Source organism: Burkholderia sp. Bp8994 (genome assembly GCF_003853805.1).
GTDB lineage: Bacteria > Pseudomonadota > Gammaproteobacteria > Burkholderiales > Burkholderiaceae > Burkholderia.
Window position 1 is genome coordinate 1 of sequence record NZ_QTQH01000014.1, and the last position, 14612, is coordinate 14612.

Sequence of the window (14612 nt, forward strand, 5' to 3'; positions counted from 1 at the left end):
GAAACCTGGGCGCTGATCGTGTGGCTCAACTACGCGGCCTGGCTGCACATGCGCCTGATGAAGGGCCTGCGCGGCGCGGTTGCCGCTTGGTGGGCGCTCACCGGCCTGAGCGTGACGACATTCGCATTCCTCGGCGTCAACATGTTCCTGTCGGGGCTGCACAGCTACGGGCAACTCTGAAGCATGCTGGGCGTTTCCTACCGTGTTCTACCCATGCACTTCGGCGAGCATTACCCCTACCCGCCGCGGGCGTGCCGGACCAGAATGTCCGAACGAGCATCGCCGCATTCCGGATGCGACGCAGGAGGAGCTGCCATGAGACGCGTCTATTTTCTGTTGCCGACGGCGCAATGCGCGCGGTCGATCGTCGGCGAGCTGCTGTCGCTGCGAATCGAGTGGCGACATATCCATTGCCTCGCGAATCACGATGTCTGGCGCGACGACTTGCCGGAAGCCACGCTGGTGCAACGCAGCGACCTGCTGCCGTCGCTCGCGCGCGGCACCGCGGTCGGCTCCGCGACCGGCATGCTGATGGGGCTGATCCTGATGCTGGTCCAGCCCGCGGGTTTGCCGATCGGCGGCGGCATCGTCGTGGCGATCACGCTGTTCGGCGCGGCCTTCGGCGCATGGGTGGCGACGATGATCGGCATCGACATGCCGAGCACGCGCCTGAAGCGTTTCGAGGAGGGCATCGAGCATGGCGAGCTGCTGATGATGATCGACGTGCCGACCGACCGCGTTCGCGAGATCGAAGACGCGATCAGGCTTCACCATAGGGATGCGCATCTGCAGGGAGAGGATCCGACTGTCCCGGCATTTCCATGAGTGGCGGGGCGGGCCGAATGCCGGCCGCTACGGCGCTACCCGTTGCCGGACGCCATCGCTTCATGGCGCCCGGCAACGCGCCGTGCGCGCGATGCCGGCAGCATTGCCGCGCGCAGGCTGCCGCGGGTCGCGCGTGTTTCGCGTTTTTCCGCGTTTTTCAATTCGCGGCGAGCAGCCGCTTGTAGCGCGCGAGCACGCGCGGCACGTACTCGCGCGTCTGCGGCATCGCCGGGATGCGATACCCGGCCCGAATCACCGCATTCTCTCCGGCGTTGTACGCAGCGAGCGTGAGCTCGACGTTTTCCTTGAACAGGTTGAGCAGGAAGCGCAGATACCGTGCGCCGGTCAGCACGTTGGCGCGCGGATCGAACATGTCGCCGCCCGAGAAGCGCCGGGCCGTTTCCGGCATCAGTTGCATGAGCCCGAGCGCGCCCTTGTCCGATACCGCCTTCGGGTTGTATCCCGATTCGACGTCGATCACGGCGCGAAGGAGTTCGGGCGGAACGTTGAACGACCGGCTCGCTTCGGCGATCACGTCCTCGAACGACGACGCGACGACGTGTTTCGGCGCGACACGCTTCGTCGTGGAAGCGGCCGGCCTGGCGGCTGGCCTCGCGGCCGCGACGATCACTTTCAGATTGACCGTGGTGGGCACGTTGGTCAGGACGATGACCCCGTTCTTCGCCACCATGCCGAATATCTGCGCGTGAGCGGCGCACGACCATGCCGAGCCGATTCCCGCGCATGCGGCGACGACGATGGTCTTTCGTAATCCGGACGAAGGTTGGCAGTGCATCTTTCAGGTCTCCTGCATCTGCATTTTCGCGGTCGGTTGATCGCATCGACAATGGGGCATCCTCCTACAATTCGATGCCGGCGGAGACGCTGCCGCGGTGGCGGTGCAAAACTGTTACACAAGGAATCACCGGTAGGATCCGGTAATCCGGCGAAGTTGACGATCCTTACGCGGAACAGTTGTTTTCTGCTCGATGCAACCGTGGTTGCAGAAGAAATCATTTCTCGCGCGGCGAAAGCGATCGGATAGTCCCGCCATCCGTAGTCTTACTGATGCGACGCACCACCCCGAAACGATTCACGCCTGAAACATTCCCGTCGTCGCACGACGTTTCCGCAGATGCATGCCCGGCGCGGGCGCTCGCGCGCGGCGCGGTGGCGCGATCCTTGCTCGGACGAGGAGCGTGGCCAATCGCTCGCGAGGCGGGCCACCAGACCGGACCGAGGAAATCATCAGAAAGGGCGTCCGGCACCGTGCAACCGAGGCATCGATGTCCAACGGGGGTGCAAGCGCGGGAACACTTGGGGGAAGTCGTGAATACTAAATATCGCGTGATAATTGCAGAAGATCACGATCTGCTGAGAAACGGGCTCCGGTCGATGCTTTGCGCACAAGGCGATTACGAAGTCGTCGGCGAAGCGCGGGACGGCAAGGAGGCATGCCATCAGGCAATGACGCTCGCGCCGGACCTGATCCTGATGGATCTGTCGATGCGCGGGATGAACGGCATCGATGCGAGCGCGACGATCAAGCGTCGAACGCCGTCCGTCCGGATCGTCGCGCTCACGGTGCACCAGAGCGAAGAGTATGTGCGCGAGGCGCTGCGCGCGGGTGTCGACGGCTACGTGCTCAAGGACGTTTCGTTCGACGAATTGCTGCTCGCGATGCGCATGGTCATGCAGGGGAAGAAGCACCTGAGTGCCGACGTGTACGGCTACATGGTCGACTCGTTCGTCAGCGGTCGCGAAATGCCCGCGCCGAAAAAGGCGTGGGACATCCTGACCGCACGCGAACGCAGCGTGCTGAAACTGATCGCGGAAGGACGCACCAACCGGCAGGTCGGTCAGTACCTGAACCTGAGCCCGAAGACGATCGAGAAGTACCGGGCGAGCATGATGCACAAGCTCCATCTCGCGAATCTGACGGAGCTGGTGCTCGTCGCGATGAACATGGGTCTGTTGACGACACTCGCGGCGAAATGCGCGGAGCCGAACGTGGACGAGGTGTCGACGCACGCAGTCGCCGACGGCGTGCAGGCGGCAGGCGCCGTCGCGCGGCTGGACGACTATCCGGCGGGCGGCGTGAAGGGCTGAGCGCGGCTGCGCGTCAGAGCGGCCAGGTTGCCGAGACGCGCGTGCCCGTCGCGGCGGACGACTGGATCGCAAACGTGCCGCCGTGCGCCTCGATGCGGTGCTGCATGCCGATCAGGCCGAGCCCGGCCGTGCGCGCGTCGTCCGTCGAAAGCGGGCGACGTTCGTAGCCGACGCCGTCGTCGTCGATCGTCAGCATCAGGCGGCCGGCATCGTGTTGCAGGCTGAGCACGATCTCGGTGGCCTGTGCATGCTTGACGATGTTGTGGAGTGCCTCCTGCGCGACTCTGAACGCGTCGGCCTTCAGATGATCCGGTATGTCGTCGTCGTCGACGTCGCAATTGAACTCCACCGACAGCGGGTCCGCGTCGCGCTCGATGCGCCGGCACAGCGAAGCGAGCGCGGCCGGCAGTCCGAGCTTGTCGAGTATCGGCGGCCTCAGTTCGCCGCAGATCTGGCGGACTTCGCCGATCGTCTCGCGAATGCGCAGCACGGCGTCGTCGAGCAGCGTCGTCGCGTCGGCGATCTCGCCGCGGCGAATGCGCATGAGCGCGTCCTCGTTCATCAGCTTGATGAGCGTCAGCGCCTGGCCGAGCCCGTCGTGCAATTCCGCGGCAAGCCGATGCCGTTCCTTCTGCTGGCCCATCAGGAGATAGGTGTTGCAGGCATGCACGCCCGCATCGTTCGCCGCGGCGCCGCGCCGTTCGGGCTCGGGCGTCGACGGTTCCTCGAACAGCGTCAGCGACAGGTGCGTGTCGGGAAGTGACTGCTGATGTACGACGAATCGCGCGGGATGGCCGCTTCGCCCGCTGAGCATTGCAGTGAACGAATGCTGCTGAAGGGCGGCGCTCGTGGACAGCTCGCCCGCCAGCTCGGCGTGGGCGTCGTCGGGCGCCAGGTCGGACAGATGCCGGCCGACGAGTTCGGCGGCCGTGTAGCCGAACACCGCCGCGGCACTGCGATTGACCGATACGAAGGTGCCGTCGTCGGCGAGAATGGCGAGCGCCGCTCCACGCGCATCGGTGACGACAGCACTGCGGCGATCATCGGGACGCACCGCGCTGCGCAGCTTGCGCATCGCATCGATCAGATCGAGCAGCCTGATCCGTGGTCCTTCCGGCTGGCGTTCAGTCATGGTATCTCCCGAAGCGCAGTTTTCAGGAAACCGTAAGGTTTCGATCATTCTAGGACGTGACCGACTCGGCCCGCAACATGGGGATTTCGCGCGTAAGTCTTGGGGAAATACCTTCCGTATGCAACGGGAAATCCCGCCAAGCGGGCATGTCCTACCGGCCTTTGGGGGGCGTCATCCCATGACGCTCGCGACCGGATTCATGACACTTCAGTGGCGGGGCACGGAATTGTCCGCTGCCTGGGCGCGTCTCAGGGAGGCTGGTATGAACAGGATCGGAAGATCGACGATGGGCGCACTCGTGGTCGCGGGCGTTGCGCTTGCCGCGACGCCCGCGTGGTGTGCGCCCGATGGCAGCGCGATCGAGAACGCCGGCGGTGCGGCCGCGGAAAACGCTGCCGCGAGCACGAGCGTCACGGAGAATGGTGCGCCGGATGCCGTCGAGAGCATGACGGGAATGACCATGCAGAACGGTGGCGAAGATCCAGCCGGAAACACCGCCGACAGCGCGGCGACGCACGCCGCGGAGCACGCGATGGAGCCCGCCACCGAACCCGCGATGCAGCCCGCCGCAGGGCATGCGATGGAGCCGGCCAACGAGCCCGCGATGCAGCCCGCCGCGGAGCAGGCGACGGAGCCCGCTACCGAGCCCATGACGCAGCCCGCCGCGGCGCCCGCCAACGATAGCCCCGCCGCGCCCGCACCCGCCGCAAAACCGGCGGACAAGGCCGCCTCGCAGATGACCGACGGCGCGACCGGAGCCGCCGGCATGCACATGCATCATCACGCCGTGATGCCCGGCACCGTGCACACGATGGTCCAGTATGCCGAGCCGTCGGTCCAGCTCGTGCGCGACGACGGCCGGACCGTCTCGCTGGCCAAGGAACTGGACGACGGCCGGCCGGTGATCCTGACATTCATCTACACCAGTTGCACGACCATCTGCCCGATGATCAGCCAGACGCTCGAGCAGCTGCAGGGCGAACTCGGCGCCGACCGCGACAAGGTGCACATCATGTCGATCTCGATCGATCCGGAGGCGGACACGCCCGAGCGGCTCAGGACCTACGCGGCACGCTTCGAAGCCGGCCCCGAATGGCAGCACTACACCGGTACCGTCGATGCGAGCGTCGCCGCGCAACGCGCGTTCAACGTGTATCGCGGCGACAAGATGAACCACACGCCGGTGACGTTCGTGCGGGCCGCGCCGGGCCAGCCGTGGCTGCGTATCGACGGCTTCGCGACGCCGACCGAGCTGCTCGCGGCCTATCGCGACGTCGTCGCGTCCAACCAGGTATCGCGTCTCTGAAAGGAGCGTCGAAATTGGACAACAAGCACCGTGTGCTGATCGTCGAGGATCAGCATCTGTTGCGGGTCGGCCTGAGTCACCTGGTATCCGAGCTGGCCGACTACTGCATCGTCGGCGCGGCGAGCGGCGGGGTCGAGGCCTGCCGTCTCGCCGAGAAGACGCGGCCCGACCTGATCCTGATGGATCTGTCCATGCCGGGCGGCAGCGGCTTCGAAGCGATCGCGACGATCAAGCGCGACGTGCCGCATGCGCGGATCATCGTCCTCACGGTTCATCGCAGCGAAGACAACGTCAGGGAAGCGTTTGCCGCCGGCGCGGACGGCTACGTGGTCAAGGATTCGCCGTTCGCCGACCTGGTGCGCGAGATGCGCTTCGTGATGCAGGGCAAGTGCGTCGTCAGCCTCGACGCCTATCGCGCCCGCGCCGGCCTGCGCGGGCTGCACGACGCGAACGCGCACCGGGCGCGATTGTGGAATGCGCTGACGAATCGCGAGCGCACGGTGTTGCGCCTCGTCGTCGAGGGGCACACGAGCCGGCAGGTCGGCGAGTGCCTGAAGGTCAGTCCGAAAACGGTGGACAAGCACCGCGCCAATCTCATGCGCAAGCTCGGCGTCGTGAACCTGACCGGCCTCGTTCACTTCGCGATCGACGTCGGCGTGCTCGCGCTGAACGACGACGACCGTGTGTAAATCCCCTCCATTCGGGCAGGGCCCAACAGGGGGGGATTTACCCATGGGGATGGACGGCACTCCCTACTTCTGACCCGTACCGGCGTGAACAAGAATGCAATCAACGGCATCGGCGGCGCCGGTGCCGCGGGTCGATACAGGGAGGCAGCCGTGAGCCACGAATCGTTCTCGATCCCGGCCGACGGGCCGGGCCGGCGGCAGCGTGACGAGCGACGCGTGTGCCGCGCGTGTGCGAGTCGCGGCTTCACGCTGCTCGAGCTGCTCGTCGTGATGGTCATCATCGGATTGCTGGCAGGGCTCGTGGCGCCACGGTATTTCGAACAGGTCGGCAAGTCCAACGTCAAGATCGCGCGTGCGCAGATCGTGTCGCTCGGCCAGGCGCTGGATCAATACCGGCTCGACGTCGGTACCTATCCGACGACCGAGGAGGGGCTCGATGCGCTCGTGAACAAGCCGCAAAGCGCATCGCGGTGGAGCGGTCCCTATCTGCAGAAGGCCGTCCCGGTGGATCCGTGGGACCGGCCCTATCAGTATCGTTCACCGGGCGAACACGGCGACTACGACCTGTTCTCGCTCGGCAAGGACGGGCGCGGCGGCGGTACCGGCGAGAACGTGACGATCTCGTCGTGGTAGGGGCGCATGGCCGCGGTCGCGGCGCGCGTCGTGAGCAGCTCGCAAGGAGGCTCGACGTGAAATTCGTGCTGCATGTATTCGATACGAGCGGCTCGGTGCAGACGCTTCGCATCGACAGCGATTCGCCGGCGAACGCGGCCTCGCTCGCGCGTGCGCGCGGCCTTCGCGTCGTATCGGTCAGCACGGACGCCGGGCGGCAGCGGCGCGGCGCGAACCGGCTCGGCATGCCGCGTGCGCGGTTCGACGTCGACATGTTCGCGCGCGAGCTGGCGGCGCTGCTCGATGCGGGTGTCGGTCTCGTCGACGCGTTGCGCACGCTCGGTGGCAACGCGCGGCGCGAGGCGTCCGCGCAGGTGTGCCGCGACCTGCTGCGGCAGCTCGAGGAAGGGCAGTCGCTGTCGGCCGCGCTCGAGCATGCGAGCCCGATCTTTCCGCCGGTGCTGGTGGCCTGCGTGAAGGCGAGCGAGCAGACCGGCGGCCTGGCCGACAGCCTGACGCGCTATTCGCACAACAGCGCGACGCTGCGCGAGTTGCGCGCGCGGGTCGTGTCGGCGGCGATCTACCCGACGGTGCTGCTGTTCGTCGGTGCGGCCGTCGTGCTGTTCCTGCTCGGCTTCGTGGTGCCGCGCTTCGCGACGCTGCTCGAACACAGCGGACGCGAGCTGCCGCTGATGTCGCGGCTGCTGATGGCGTGGGGCGGCATGGTGCACGCGCACGGCACCGAGCTGGCCGGCGGCCTCGCGGTGCTGGCGGTGGCCGCCGGTGTCGCGCTGCGGCGGCCGGCGCTGCGCATCTGGCTCGCGGATCGGCTGCTGGCGCTGCCCGGCATCGGGCAACACTTCCGCGTGTTTCGCCAGTCGCAGTTCTATCGCACGACGGCGATGCTGGTCGACGGCGGCATTCCCGCCATTCGCGCGTTCGATCTCGCACGCGGCCTCGTCGGCCGCGCGGACCAGGCCGCGCTGGCGCGCGCGCTGCAGCAGGTCCGCAACGGCGCGAAGATGTCCGACGCGTTCCAGCAGGCCGGTCTCGCGAATGCGATCGGCTACCGGCTGCTGACGGTGGCCGAGAAGACCGGCGGGCTCGGGCCCGTCCTCGACCGGATCGCCGCGTTTCAGGAAGCGCAGGTGTCGCGCACGATCGACCTGATTTCGCGGCTGATCGAACCCATGATGATGATCGTGATCGGCGTGGTGATCGGCGGCATCGTCGTGTTGATGTACATGCCGATCTTCGAGATCGCGTCGAGCATTCAGTAGCCGCCCCGGAGACGCGCGTGGACACCCTCACATCCTCCCCCGACAACCCGCCCGACGCGGACGCCGAACTGCGCGACCTGCTGCGCACGCTCGGCGAGCGGCACGGTTCGGGCCTGCGCGCGCTCGAGGCCTTGACGGCGCAGACGGCGCTGGGCGCGGACGAGATGCGCGAGCGGCTCGCGTCGCAATTCCGGATGAAGCCGATCGGCATGCGCGAACTGAACCGCCTGGAGCCGGATTTCGAGCTGGTGCCGTTCGTCGAGGCAACCGCGCGGCTTTGCGTGTGCCTGCGCGATCCCGACTGCGGCGCGCTGCTGTTCGCGATCGCCGATCCGCTCGATGCCCGCACGCGCGGCTGGATCGAGCACCGGATGCGTGCGCACCCGGCGCTGCCGTACGGATGGGCGCTCGCGAGCGCGGGCGACCTGGGCGCCTATCTCGCCGTGCGGGAGAAGGACATCCGCGCGATGGATTCGCTCGCGTTCGACGATCCGATCCAGAGTGCGCCCGATCCGGCGTCGCTCGCGTTGACGCTGCAGGGCATCAGCAGCGACGACAGCCCGGTGGTGCGTCTGCTCAATTCGACGATCTACGACGCGCTCAAGATGCTGGCGAGCGACATCCACCTCGAATGCCGGGCGAACGGCTTGATGATCAAGTGCCGGGTCGATGGCGTGCTGACGGTGGTGGGGCGCGTCGAGGGCCGCGACGTCGCGGACCAGGTGCTGTCGCGCGTGAAGGTGATCTCCGAGCTCGATATCGCGGAGCGCCGCATTCCGCAGGACGGGCGCTTCAAGGCGATGTACGCTGGACGCGAGATCGATTTTCGCGTATCGATCATGCCGAACCAGTTCGGCGAGGACGCGGTGTTGCGGATTCTCGACCGCTACCAGCTGTCCCAGGCGTCGGGCGGCCTGACGCTCGAGGCGCTGGGGTTCCAGCCCGCCGACACGCGCTTCATGCGGTCGGTCGCGTCGATGCCGTACGGGATGCTGCTCGTCACGGGCCCGACCGGCAGCGGCAAGACCACGACGCTTTATGCAATCCTCACCGAAATCAACAACGGGCTCGAGAAGATCGTGACGATCGAGGATCCGGTCGAATACCAGCTCGGCGAGATCCTGCAGATACCGGTCAACGAGGCGAAGGGCCTGACGTTCGCGCGCGGCTTGCGGTCGATCCTGCGGCACGATCCGGACAAGATCATGGTCGGCGAAATCCGCGATCCCGAAACCGCGCAGATCGCCGTGCAGGCCGCGCTGACCGGTCACCAGGTGTTCACCACCGTGCATGCGAACAACGTGTTCGACGTGATCGGCCGTTTCACGAACATGGAGGTCGATCCGTACAGCTTCGTATCGGCGCTGAACGGCGTGATCGCGCAGCGGCTGCTGCGCCAGTGCTGTCCGGACTGCCTGGACGAGGACACGGTCGACGCGGACGTGCTCGCCCGCTCGGGCATCGACCCGGACACGGCCGGCAGCTACCTGTTTCGCCGCGGCACCGGGTGCGCGATGTGCCGCGGCAGCGGCTATCGCGGCCGGCGAGCGATCGCGGAAGCGCTGCGCATGAACGACGAATTGCGGCAACTGCTGTCGGAGCGCGCGCCGCTCGGGCACATCAAGGCGGCGGCGCTGCGCTACGGCATGACGACGTTGCGCGCATCGGCGATCGACCTGGTGAGGCGCGGCGAAACGACGCTCGAGGAGATCAATCGTGTCACCATGGTCGAATGATCGGCTCGCGATCGGCGTCGGCACGCGCGAGATCGTCGTCGGCGTCCGCCCGCGCGCACTGTGGCGGCCGGGCCGGCGCGGGTTCGCCGCCGATCCGCTCAGCGTCGTCATCCCCGACGAACGGTTCGGAAGCGAGACGGGGGTGCTCGACGCGCTGGCTGCCGCGCTGGCCGCGACGGCCACGACAGCCGGCAGCGACGGCAACGCGAAGCGGTCGCCCGCGCGCGGCGCGCACATCGTGCTCGACGATTTCTGGTGTTGCCATGCGATCCTGCGCGGCGACTTCCGCGCGCTGCACGCGCGCGAGCTCGAGGACATCGCGCTCGCGCATTTCTCCGACACCTACGGGGTCGCCGCCGAGTCGCTGGTCACGCGCTTCGACGTGCGGCGCGGTGGCCGTGTGCTCTTTGCCAGCGCGCTGCCGCGCACGCTGTACGACGGCATTCTCGGGACGGGCGCAGCCGGCGACGTCCGCATCCGCTGCCTGCGCGCGGGGCTTCCGGAGACGCTCGATCGGGTCGCGGTGAAGCCGGACGGCGACGCGATGCTGCTCGTCGTCGGCGAGGCGTTGCTGCAGGCGGTCATGATCGAGCGCGGCGAGTGGACCGCGTACGACGCGCAGCGCCTCTTTCCGGGCGAGTCCGGCGATGCGTCGAGGCTCGCCGAACTCGCCGAGCAGCTGTTCGAACGCTCGGCGACGCGCACGGGCCTGACGCGCGACGACTGCAAGGTCTATCTGTGCGGCGTCGACACGGATGCCGCGCCGTTCGAGGCGCGTTTTGCCGCGGCCGTGCTGCCGGGCCGCGCGGCGCTCGACGGTTCACCTGCGCGCCGGTTGCTGGAGTACGCATCATGAGCCGCACGCTCGACATCGATTTTTGCCGGCGCCGCGCCCGTATCGGCGTAAGCGGCGCGATCCTGCTCGGCGTCGCCGCGCTGCTGTGGGGCGCGTGCGCCGTCCGGCTCTGGCACGCGTATGCGGAGAACGATCGCATCCGGGATGCGCTGGCGGTCGTCCAGCATCGCACGTTCGCGCAGCAACACGTCGTGAAGCCGCCGCCGAGCGCGGCCGCGCGGCTCGCGGAAAAGCAGAGCCAGGCCGTGCTGCGCGAACTGACCGTGCCGTGGCAGACGCTCTTCTCGATCGTCGAAGACTATCCGGGCCATGACGTCGCACTGATCGGCATCGACCAGAACCCGGCACAGGGCCAGATTCGCATCACGGCCGAAGCGAAGGACCCGGACGCGATGATCGCGTACCTGAAGTACTTGCAGACGAGCGACGTGCTGCGCGAGGCGACGCTCAACGGCCACCTCGTCGAGGAGAACGTGGCGGGAAAGCCGGTGCGTTTCCAGATCACGGCCGTCTGGAGGAAATCATGAAAGCCGATCGTTTCGCGGACCGCCTGCTCACGCTTCGGTTCGCGTGGCGCCGTGCATTCGGCCTGCCGGGGCTCGCCGGGATCCTGATGCTCGGTGCCGCGGGCATCACGTATGCGGCGCTCGCCGGCGTGGAGGCCGACACGCGCGCGATGCAGGCGCCGGCGGGCGTCGTGCGCGCCGCACGCGGCCATCGTCCGGCCGACGTGCGCGGCACGGCGGCGGACGCGACGACGCTCGACACGTTGCCGGCGCTCTTTCCGCGCTTTTCGCAAAGCGCGGACGACATCGCGTCGATCTTCGAGCAGGCGCGCGACAGCCATCTGGCGCTCGGCTCCGCCGAGTACCAGATGACGACCGAGTCGGGGGCGCGCTTCACGCGCTACCAGGTGCTGCTGCCCGTGAAGGATCAGTACGGCGCGATCCGGCATTTTCTCGCGTCGGTGCTGAACCACGTGCCGAACGCGGCGCTGCAGGAAATCCACGTCGAGCGTCCGGCGGTGGGCAGCAGCATTCTCGACGCGCGGGTTCGTTTCGAACTCGTCTATCGGAGCGCCCAGCCATGATCTCTGCCGTCATGAAACCCGCGTCGCGCAATCGACTCGTGCTCGTGCTGGGCTGCCTCGTCGTCGCCGGTACCGGATATCGCGTGCTGGTGGCGGCGATGCAGCAGCCGGCTCCGGCCGCTGCAAGCGGCATCGTCCATCGCGACGGTGCGCGCGTGGCGCCGGCGCCGGCACGCGCACGCGCAGGCCTTGCGGCGGCTTCGCATGCCGCGGCGCCTGCGCCCGCGTCGTTGCCCGCGGCGCATGACGTACCCGCGCCGCATGACGCGGCGGCGGCCGCGCGGGAACAGCTCGCCGCATTGCGTGCGCCCGTGTCCGTCGAAGCTGCGCATGATCCCTTCACGGCGTCGTCATGGCTGCCGCCGCCGCCCGTCGAGCCGCCGCCGCCCGAAACGCGTCCGGCGCCGCCGACCGCGCCGCCGGTGCCGTTCATCTATCTCGGCCAGCAGGATGCCAAGTCGGCGAAGCCGCAAGTGTTTCTCGGCAACGGAGACCAGTTGCTGATCGTTTCGCCGGGCGATGTGATCGACAGCCAGTATCGCGTCGAGTCGGTGTCCGAGTCGAACGTGGTGCTCACCTATCTGCCGCTGAACCAGATCCAGATGGTGCCCATTTCAGTGGAAGGAAAGTAAATGGAAACCGTACTGACACGGGATGTGCGCCGCAACGGGGACGGCGGCCCGTCGACACGCCTTTGCGCCGTCACCCCGGCCGGTGCGCGACCCGCACCGGCGCCCCGCTGCGCGACGCAACGCGCGCTGGCGATCGCCGTGGCGCTGCTCGCATGCGGTGGTTGCGCGCATGTGCCGAACCTTCAGGACGATCCGACCAACGCGCAGGTGAAGATCGACGCCTTGCACGAGCGCAACGACGCGGTCGGCCAGCTGCTCGACAACGCGGACGCGTTTCGTCAGCAGAACGAATTCGACGACGCGGCGCGCTCCGTCTACATGGCGAAGCAGCTCGATCCGACCAGCGAGCGCGCGCGCCGGATCGGCGCGATGATCGACCAGGACCGCAAGCATCTCGCGATCCTGCAGGAAGCGGACCGCATGATGAAGCGCGGTTCGTACGCGCAGGCCGCCGAACGCGTGCATCGCGTGCTGGTCGAGGATCCGGCCAATGCGATGGCGATGCGGATGCAGGCGGAACTCGACGAAAAGCGCCGCCAGCAACACGCGGACCGCGACGACAAGCTCGCGGCGTCGTCGATCATGCGCACGCCGGTATCGCTGCAGTTCCGCGACGCGAACGTGCGGATGGTGTTCGAGGCCTTGTCGCGCACGTCCGGGCTGAACGTCATTTTCGATCGCGACGTGCGCGCCGACCTGAAGACGACGATCTTCGTGCAGAACGCGTCGCTGCAGGACACGGTCGACATGATCCTGTTGCAGAACCAGCTCGACAAGAAGCAGATGAATGCGAACACGCTGTTCATCTACCCGGCGACGCCGGCCAAGGAGCTCGAATACCAGGAGCTCAAGGTGCGCACGTTCCAGCTGTCGAACGTCGATGCGAAGCAGATCCAGTCGCTGCTGAAGAGCCTGCTGAAGGTGAAGGAGGCCGTGATCGACGAGCGCGCGAACTCGGTGACGATCCGCGGCACGCCGGACACGATCAAGGTCGCCGAGGAAATGATCACCGCCCAGGACTTGCCGGAGCCGGAGGTGATGCTCGAGGTCGAGGTGCTGGAGGTATCGCACGACCGGATATCGCAACTCGGCATCAACTGGCCCAACTCGTTTACGGTGTCGACGCCGAGCTCGGCCGATACCTGGGGCGTGCTGCATCATCTGCCGATCAATGCGCTGAACGTGAGCGGCCTGTCGGCCACCGCGGACTTCAAGCTGACCGATACCGACGCGAACCTGCTCGCGAGCCCGCGCATCCGTGCGCGCAACAAGGAGAAGGCGCGCATCATGATCGGCGACAAGGTGCCGGTGATTTCGAGCTCGAGCACGCCGAGCACCAGCGGCCCGTCATTTACGCAGATGATCCAGTACCTCGACGTGGGCATCAAGCTCGAGGTCGAGCCGCAGGTTTATCGCGACGGCGACGTCGGCATCAAGCTGAATCTCGAAGTCAGCAACATCACCAACACGATCTCGAGCGGCAACTCGCAGGGGCTGAGCTCGCTCGCGTATCAGATCGGCACGCGCAGCGCGTCGACCAGCCTGCGGCTTCGGGACGGCGAAACGCAGATCATGGGCGGCCTGATTTCGGACGAGGACCGCCGCAACGCGAACAAGGTGCCGGGTCTCGGCCAGTTGCCGGTGCTCGGTCGCCTGTTCTCGGATCACGGCGGCGATCACAAGAAGACCGAGATCGTGCTGCAGATCACGCCGCATATCGTCCGGCCGCAGGTTGCGGCGGATGCGGACACGCAGGAAGTGTGGTCGGGCACCGACGTCAACGTGCATGCCGACCAGCTGCGACTCGACCCGGTGGCGCTGAATGCGGAGGCGCCCGCGGCGACGGACGCGAAGGCGCCGGCGGCGCCAGAGGCGAAGGCACCCGCGGCGCCGGAGGCGAAGGTCGTTCCGGGCAGCGTGGGCGGCGGGACGTCGGGCGGCGCGGCGCCGTCGCCGCTGGAGGCCGCGGCGAACCGTGCGCAGCCATCGCCGCAGAGCGGCGCGTTCGGGCAGCTGCCGGCCGCACCGCGCACGACGCCGCCGCCCGACCCGTACGGCGGGCGGTTCGCGCGGCCACAGCCGGCGTTGCCCGCGCCGGCCGCCGGGACCGCCGCGGCGGAGCAGCCGGCTGGCGGCGCGGCGCAGGCGGCCGCGCCGGCGGGCAATGAAGTGGCGCCCGCGCCGGGCACCACCGTGACGCCGGTTGCGTCGCCGGCACCGGCCGAGCAGGCGGCCGCGGCGGCCAATGCGCCGGCCGCCGCGCCGGCGTCGCCCGCTCCGACGCTGCAGATGCCGGCGGGCGATATCCCGAACGAAAACCCGCTTCGCCCGATCGGGAAGTGAGC

General features: G+C 67.7%; 15 protein-coding genes. 13 read left to right on the top strand and 2 right to left on the bottom strand.

Annotated elements, in window-relative coordinates; translation table 11 throughout:
- Both ccsA and DIE04_RS16695 read left to right on the top strand, forming a co-directional pair.
- Positions 1-180 (top strand): cytochrome c biogenesis protein CcsA (ccsA, locus tag DIE04_RS16690; protein WP_185500368.1); only part of this gene is annotated, 180 nt, incomplete at its 5' end.
- A 135-nt stretch (positions 181-315) separates the two neighbouring features.
- Positions 316-825: a DUF1269 domain-containing protein gene (locus tag DIE04_RS16695; RefSeq protein ID WP_124487624.1), complete on the top strand. Its 510-nt coding sequence runs from the start codon at positions 316-318 to the stop codon at positions 823-825.
- 157 nt (positions 826-982) lie between these two features.
- On the opposite strand, the gene DIE04_RS16700 is transcribed toward DIE04_RS16695, so the two are convergent.
- Positions 983-1621, bottom strand: coding sequence for a lytic transglycosylase domain-containing protein (locus DIE04_RS16700; protein ID WP_124487504.1), 639 nt, complete (start codon positions 1619-1621; stop codon positions 983-985).
- Positions 1622-2154: 533 nt separating this feature from the next.
- Here DIE04_RS16700 and DIE04_RS16705 point away from each other — a divergent pair.
- A complete protein-coding gene (locus tag DIE04_RS16705; RefSeq protein ID WP_044849151.1) occupies positions 2155-2934 on the top strand; it encodes a response regulator transcription factor in 780 nt (259 codons plus the stop codon).
- 13 nt (positions 2935-2947) lie between these two features.
- Here the strand turns inward: DIE04_RS16705 and DIE04_RS16710 are convergent, their stop codons facing one another.
- A complete protein-coding gene (locus DIE04_RS16710) occupies positions 2948-4066 on the bottom strand; it encodes an ATP-binding protein (protein ID WP_124487505.1) in 1119 nt (372 codons plus the stop codon).
- A 649-nt stretch (positions 4067-4715) separates the two neighbouring features.
- Here DIE04_RS16710 and DIE04_RS16715 point away from each other — a divergent pair.
- From DIE04_RS16715 to DIE04_RS16760, 10 genes are all read left to right on the top strand, one after another.
- The gene (locus DIE04_RS16715) at positions 4716-5372 is read left to right on the top strand and encodes an SCO family protein (RefSeq protein WP_409333455.1); all 657 of its coding nucleotides are present in this window, start codon (positions 4716-4718) and stop codon (positions 5370-5372) included.
- A 14-nt stretch (positions 5373-5386) separates the two neighbouring features.
- Positions 5387-6061 (top strand): response regulator transcription factor, encoded by a 675-nt coding sequence (locus DIE04_RS16720; RefSeq protein ID WP_124487506.1) that lies wholly within the window; start codon positions 5387-5389, stop codon positions 6059-6061.
- 216 nt (positions 6062-6277) lie between these two features.
- A complete protein-coding gene (gene gspG / locus DIE04_RS16725; protein ID WP_257776050.1) occupies positions 6278-6694 on the top strand; it encodes a type II secretion system major pseudopilin GspG in 417 nt (138 codons plus the stop codon).
- Positions 6695-6750: 56 nt separating this feature from the next.
- The gene (locus tag DIE04_RS16730; RefSeq protein WP_124487507.1) at positions 6751-7953 is read left to right on the top strand and encodes a type II secretion system F family protein; all 1203 of its coding nucleotides are present in this window, start codon (positions 6751-6753) and stop codon (positions 7951-7953) included.
- Between the two features lie 17 nt (positions 7954-7970).
- Positions 7971-9689: a GspE/PulE family protein gene (locus DIE04_RS16735; RefSeq protein WP_124487508.1), complete on the top strand. Its 1719-nt coding sequence runs from the start codon at positions 7971-7973 to the stop codon at positions 9687-9689.
- Positions 9670-10545, top strand: a complete 876-nt coding sequence (locus DIE04_RS16740; protein ID WP_124487509.1) for a hypothetical protein — start codon at positions 9670-9672, stop codon at positions 10543-10545. The genes DIE04_RS16735 and DIE04_RS16740 overlap by 20 nt, the downstream gene beginning before the upstream one ends.
- A complete protein-coding gene (locus DIE04_RS16745) occupies positions 10542-11072 on the top strand; it encodes a hypothetical protein (protein ID WP_124487510.1) in 531 nt (176 codons plus the stop codon). Before DIE04_RS16740 ends, DIE04_RS16745 begins: the two co-directional genes overlap by 4 nt.
- Entirely contained in the window at positions 11069-11635 is a 567-nt protein-coding gene (locus DIE04_RS16750; RefSeq protein ID WP_124487511.1) for a hypothetical protein, read from the top strand. Before DIE04_RS16745 ends, DIE04_RS16750 begins: the two co-directional genes overlap by 4 nt.
- Positions 11632-12267: a hypothetical protein gene (locus DIE04_RS16755; protein ID WP_124487512.1), complete on the top strand. Its 636-nt coding sequence runs from the start codon at positions 11632-11634 to the stop codon at positions 12265-12267. Before DIE04_RS16750 ends, DIE04_RS16755 begins: the two co-directional genes overlap by 4 nt.
- Entirely contained in the window at positions 12268-14610 is a 2343-nt protein-coding gene (locus tag DIE04_RS16760) for a type IV pilus secretin PilQ (protein WP_124487513.1), read from the top strand.
- Positions 14611-14612: the final 2 nt, after the last annotated feature.

Coding starts and splice junctions, on each gene's coding strand:
- DIE04_RS16695 (WP_124487624.1), top strand. CDS start 316: ATGAGACGCGTCTATTTTCTGTTGCCGACGGCGCAATGCGCGCGGTCG.
- DIE04_RS16700 (WP_124487504.1), bottom strand. CDS start 1,621: ATGCACTGCCAACCTTCGTCCGGATTACGAAAGACCATCGTCGTCGCC.
- DIE04_RS16710 (WP_124487505.1), bottom strand. CDS start 4,066: ATGACTGAACGCCAGCCGGAAGGACCACGGATCAGGCTGCTCGATCTG.
- DIE04_RS16715 (WP_409333455.1), top strand. CDS start 4,716: ATGACGCAGCCCGCCGCGGCGCCCGCCAACGATAGCCCCGCCGCGCCC.
- DIE04_RS16745 (WP_124487510.1), top strand. CDS start 10,542: ATGAGCCGCACGCTCGACATCGATTTTTGCCGGCGCCGCGCCCGTATC.
- DIE04_RS16750 (WP_124487511.1), top strand. CDS start 11,069: ATGAAAGCCGATCGTTTCGCGGACCGCCTGCTCACGCTTCGGTTCGCG.
- DIE04_RS16755 (WP_124487512.1), top strand. CDS start 11,632: ATGATCTCTGCCGTCATGAAACCCGCGTCGCGCAATCGACTCGTGCTC.
- DIE04_RS16760 (WP_124487513.1), top strand. CDS start 12,268: ATGGAAACCGTACTGACACGGGATGTGCGCCGCAACGGGGACGGCGGC.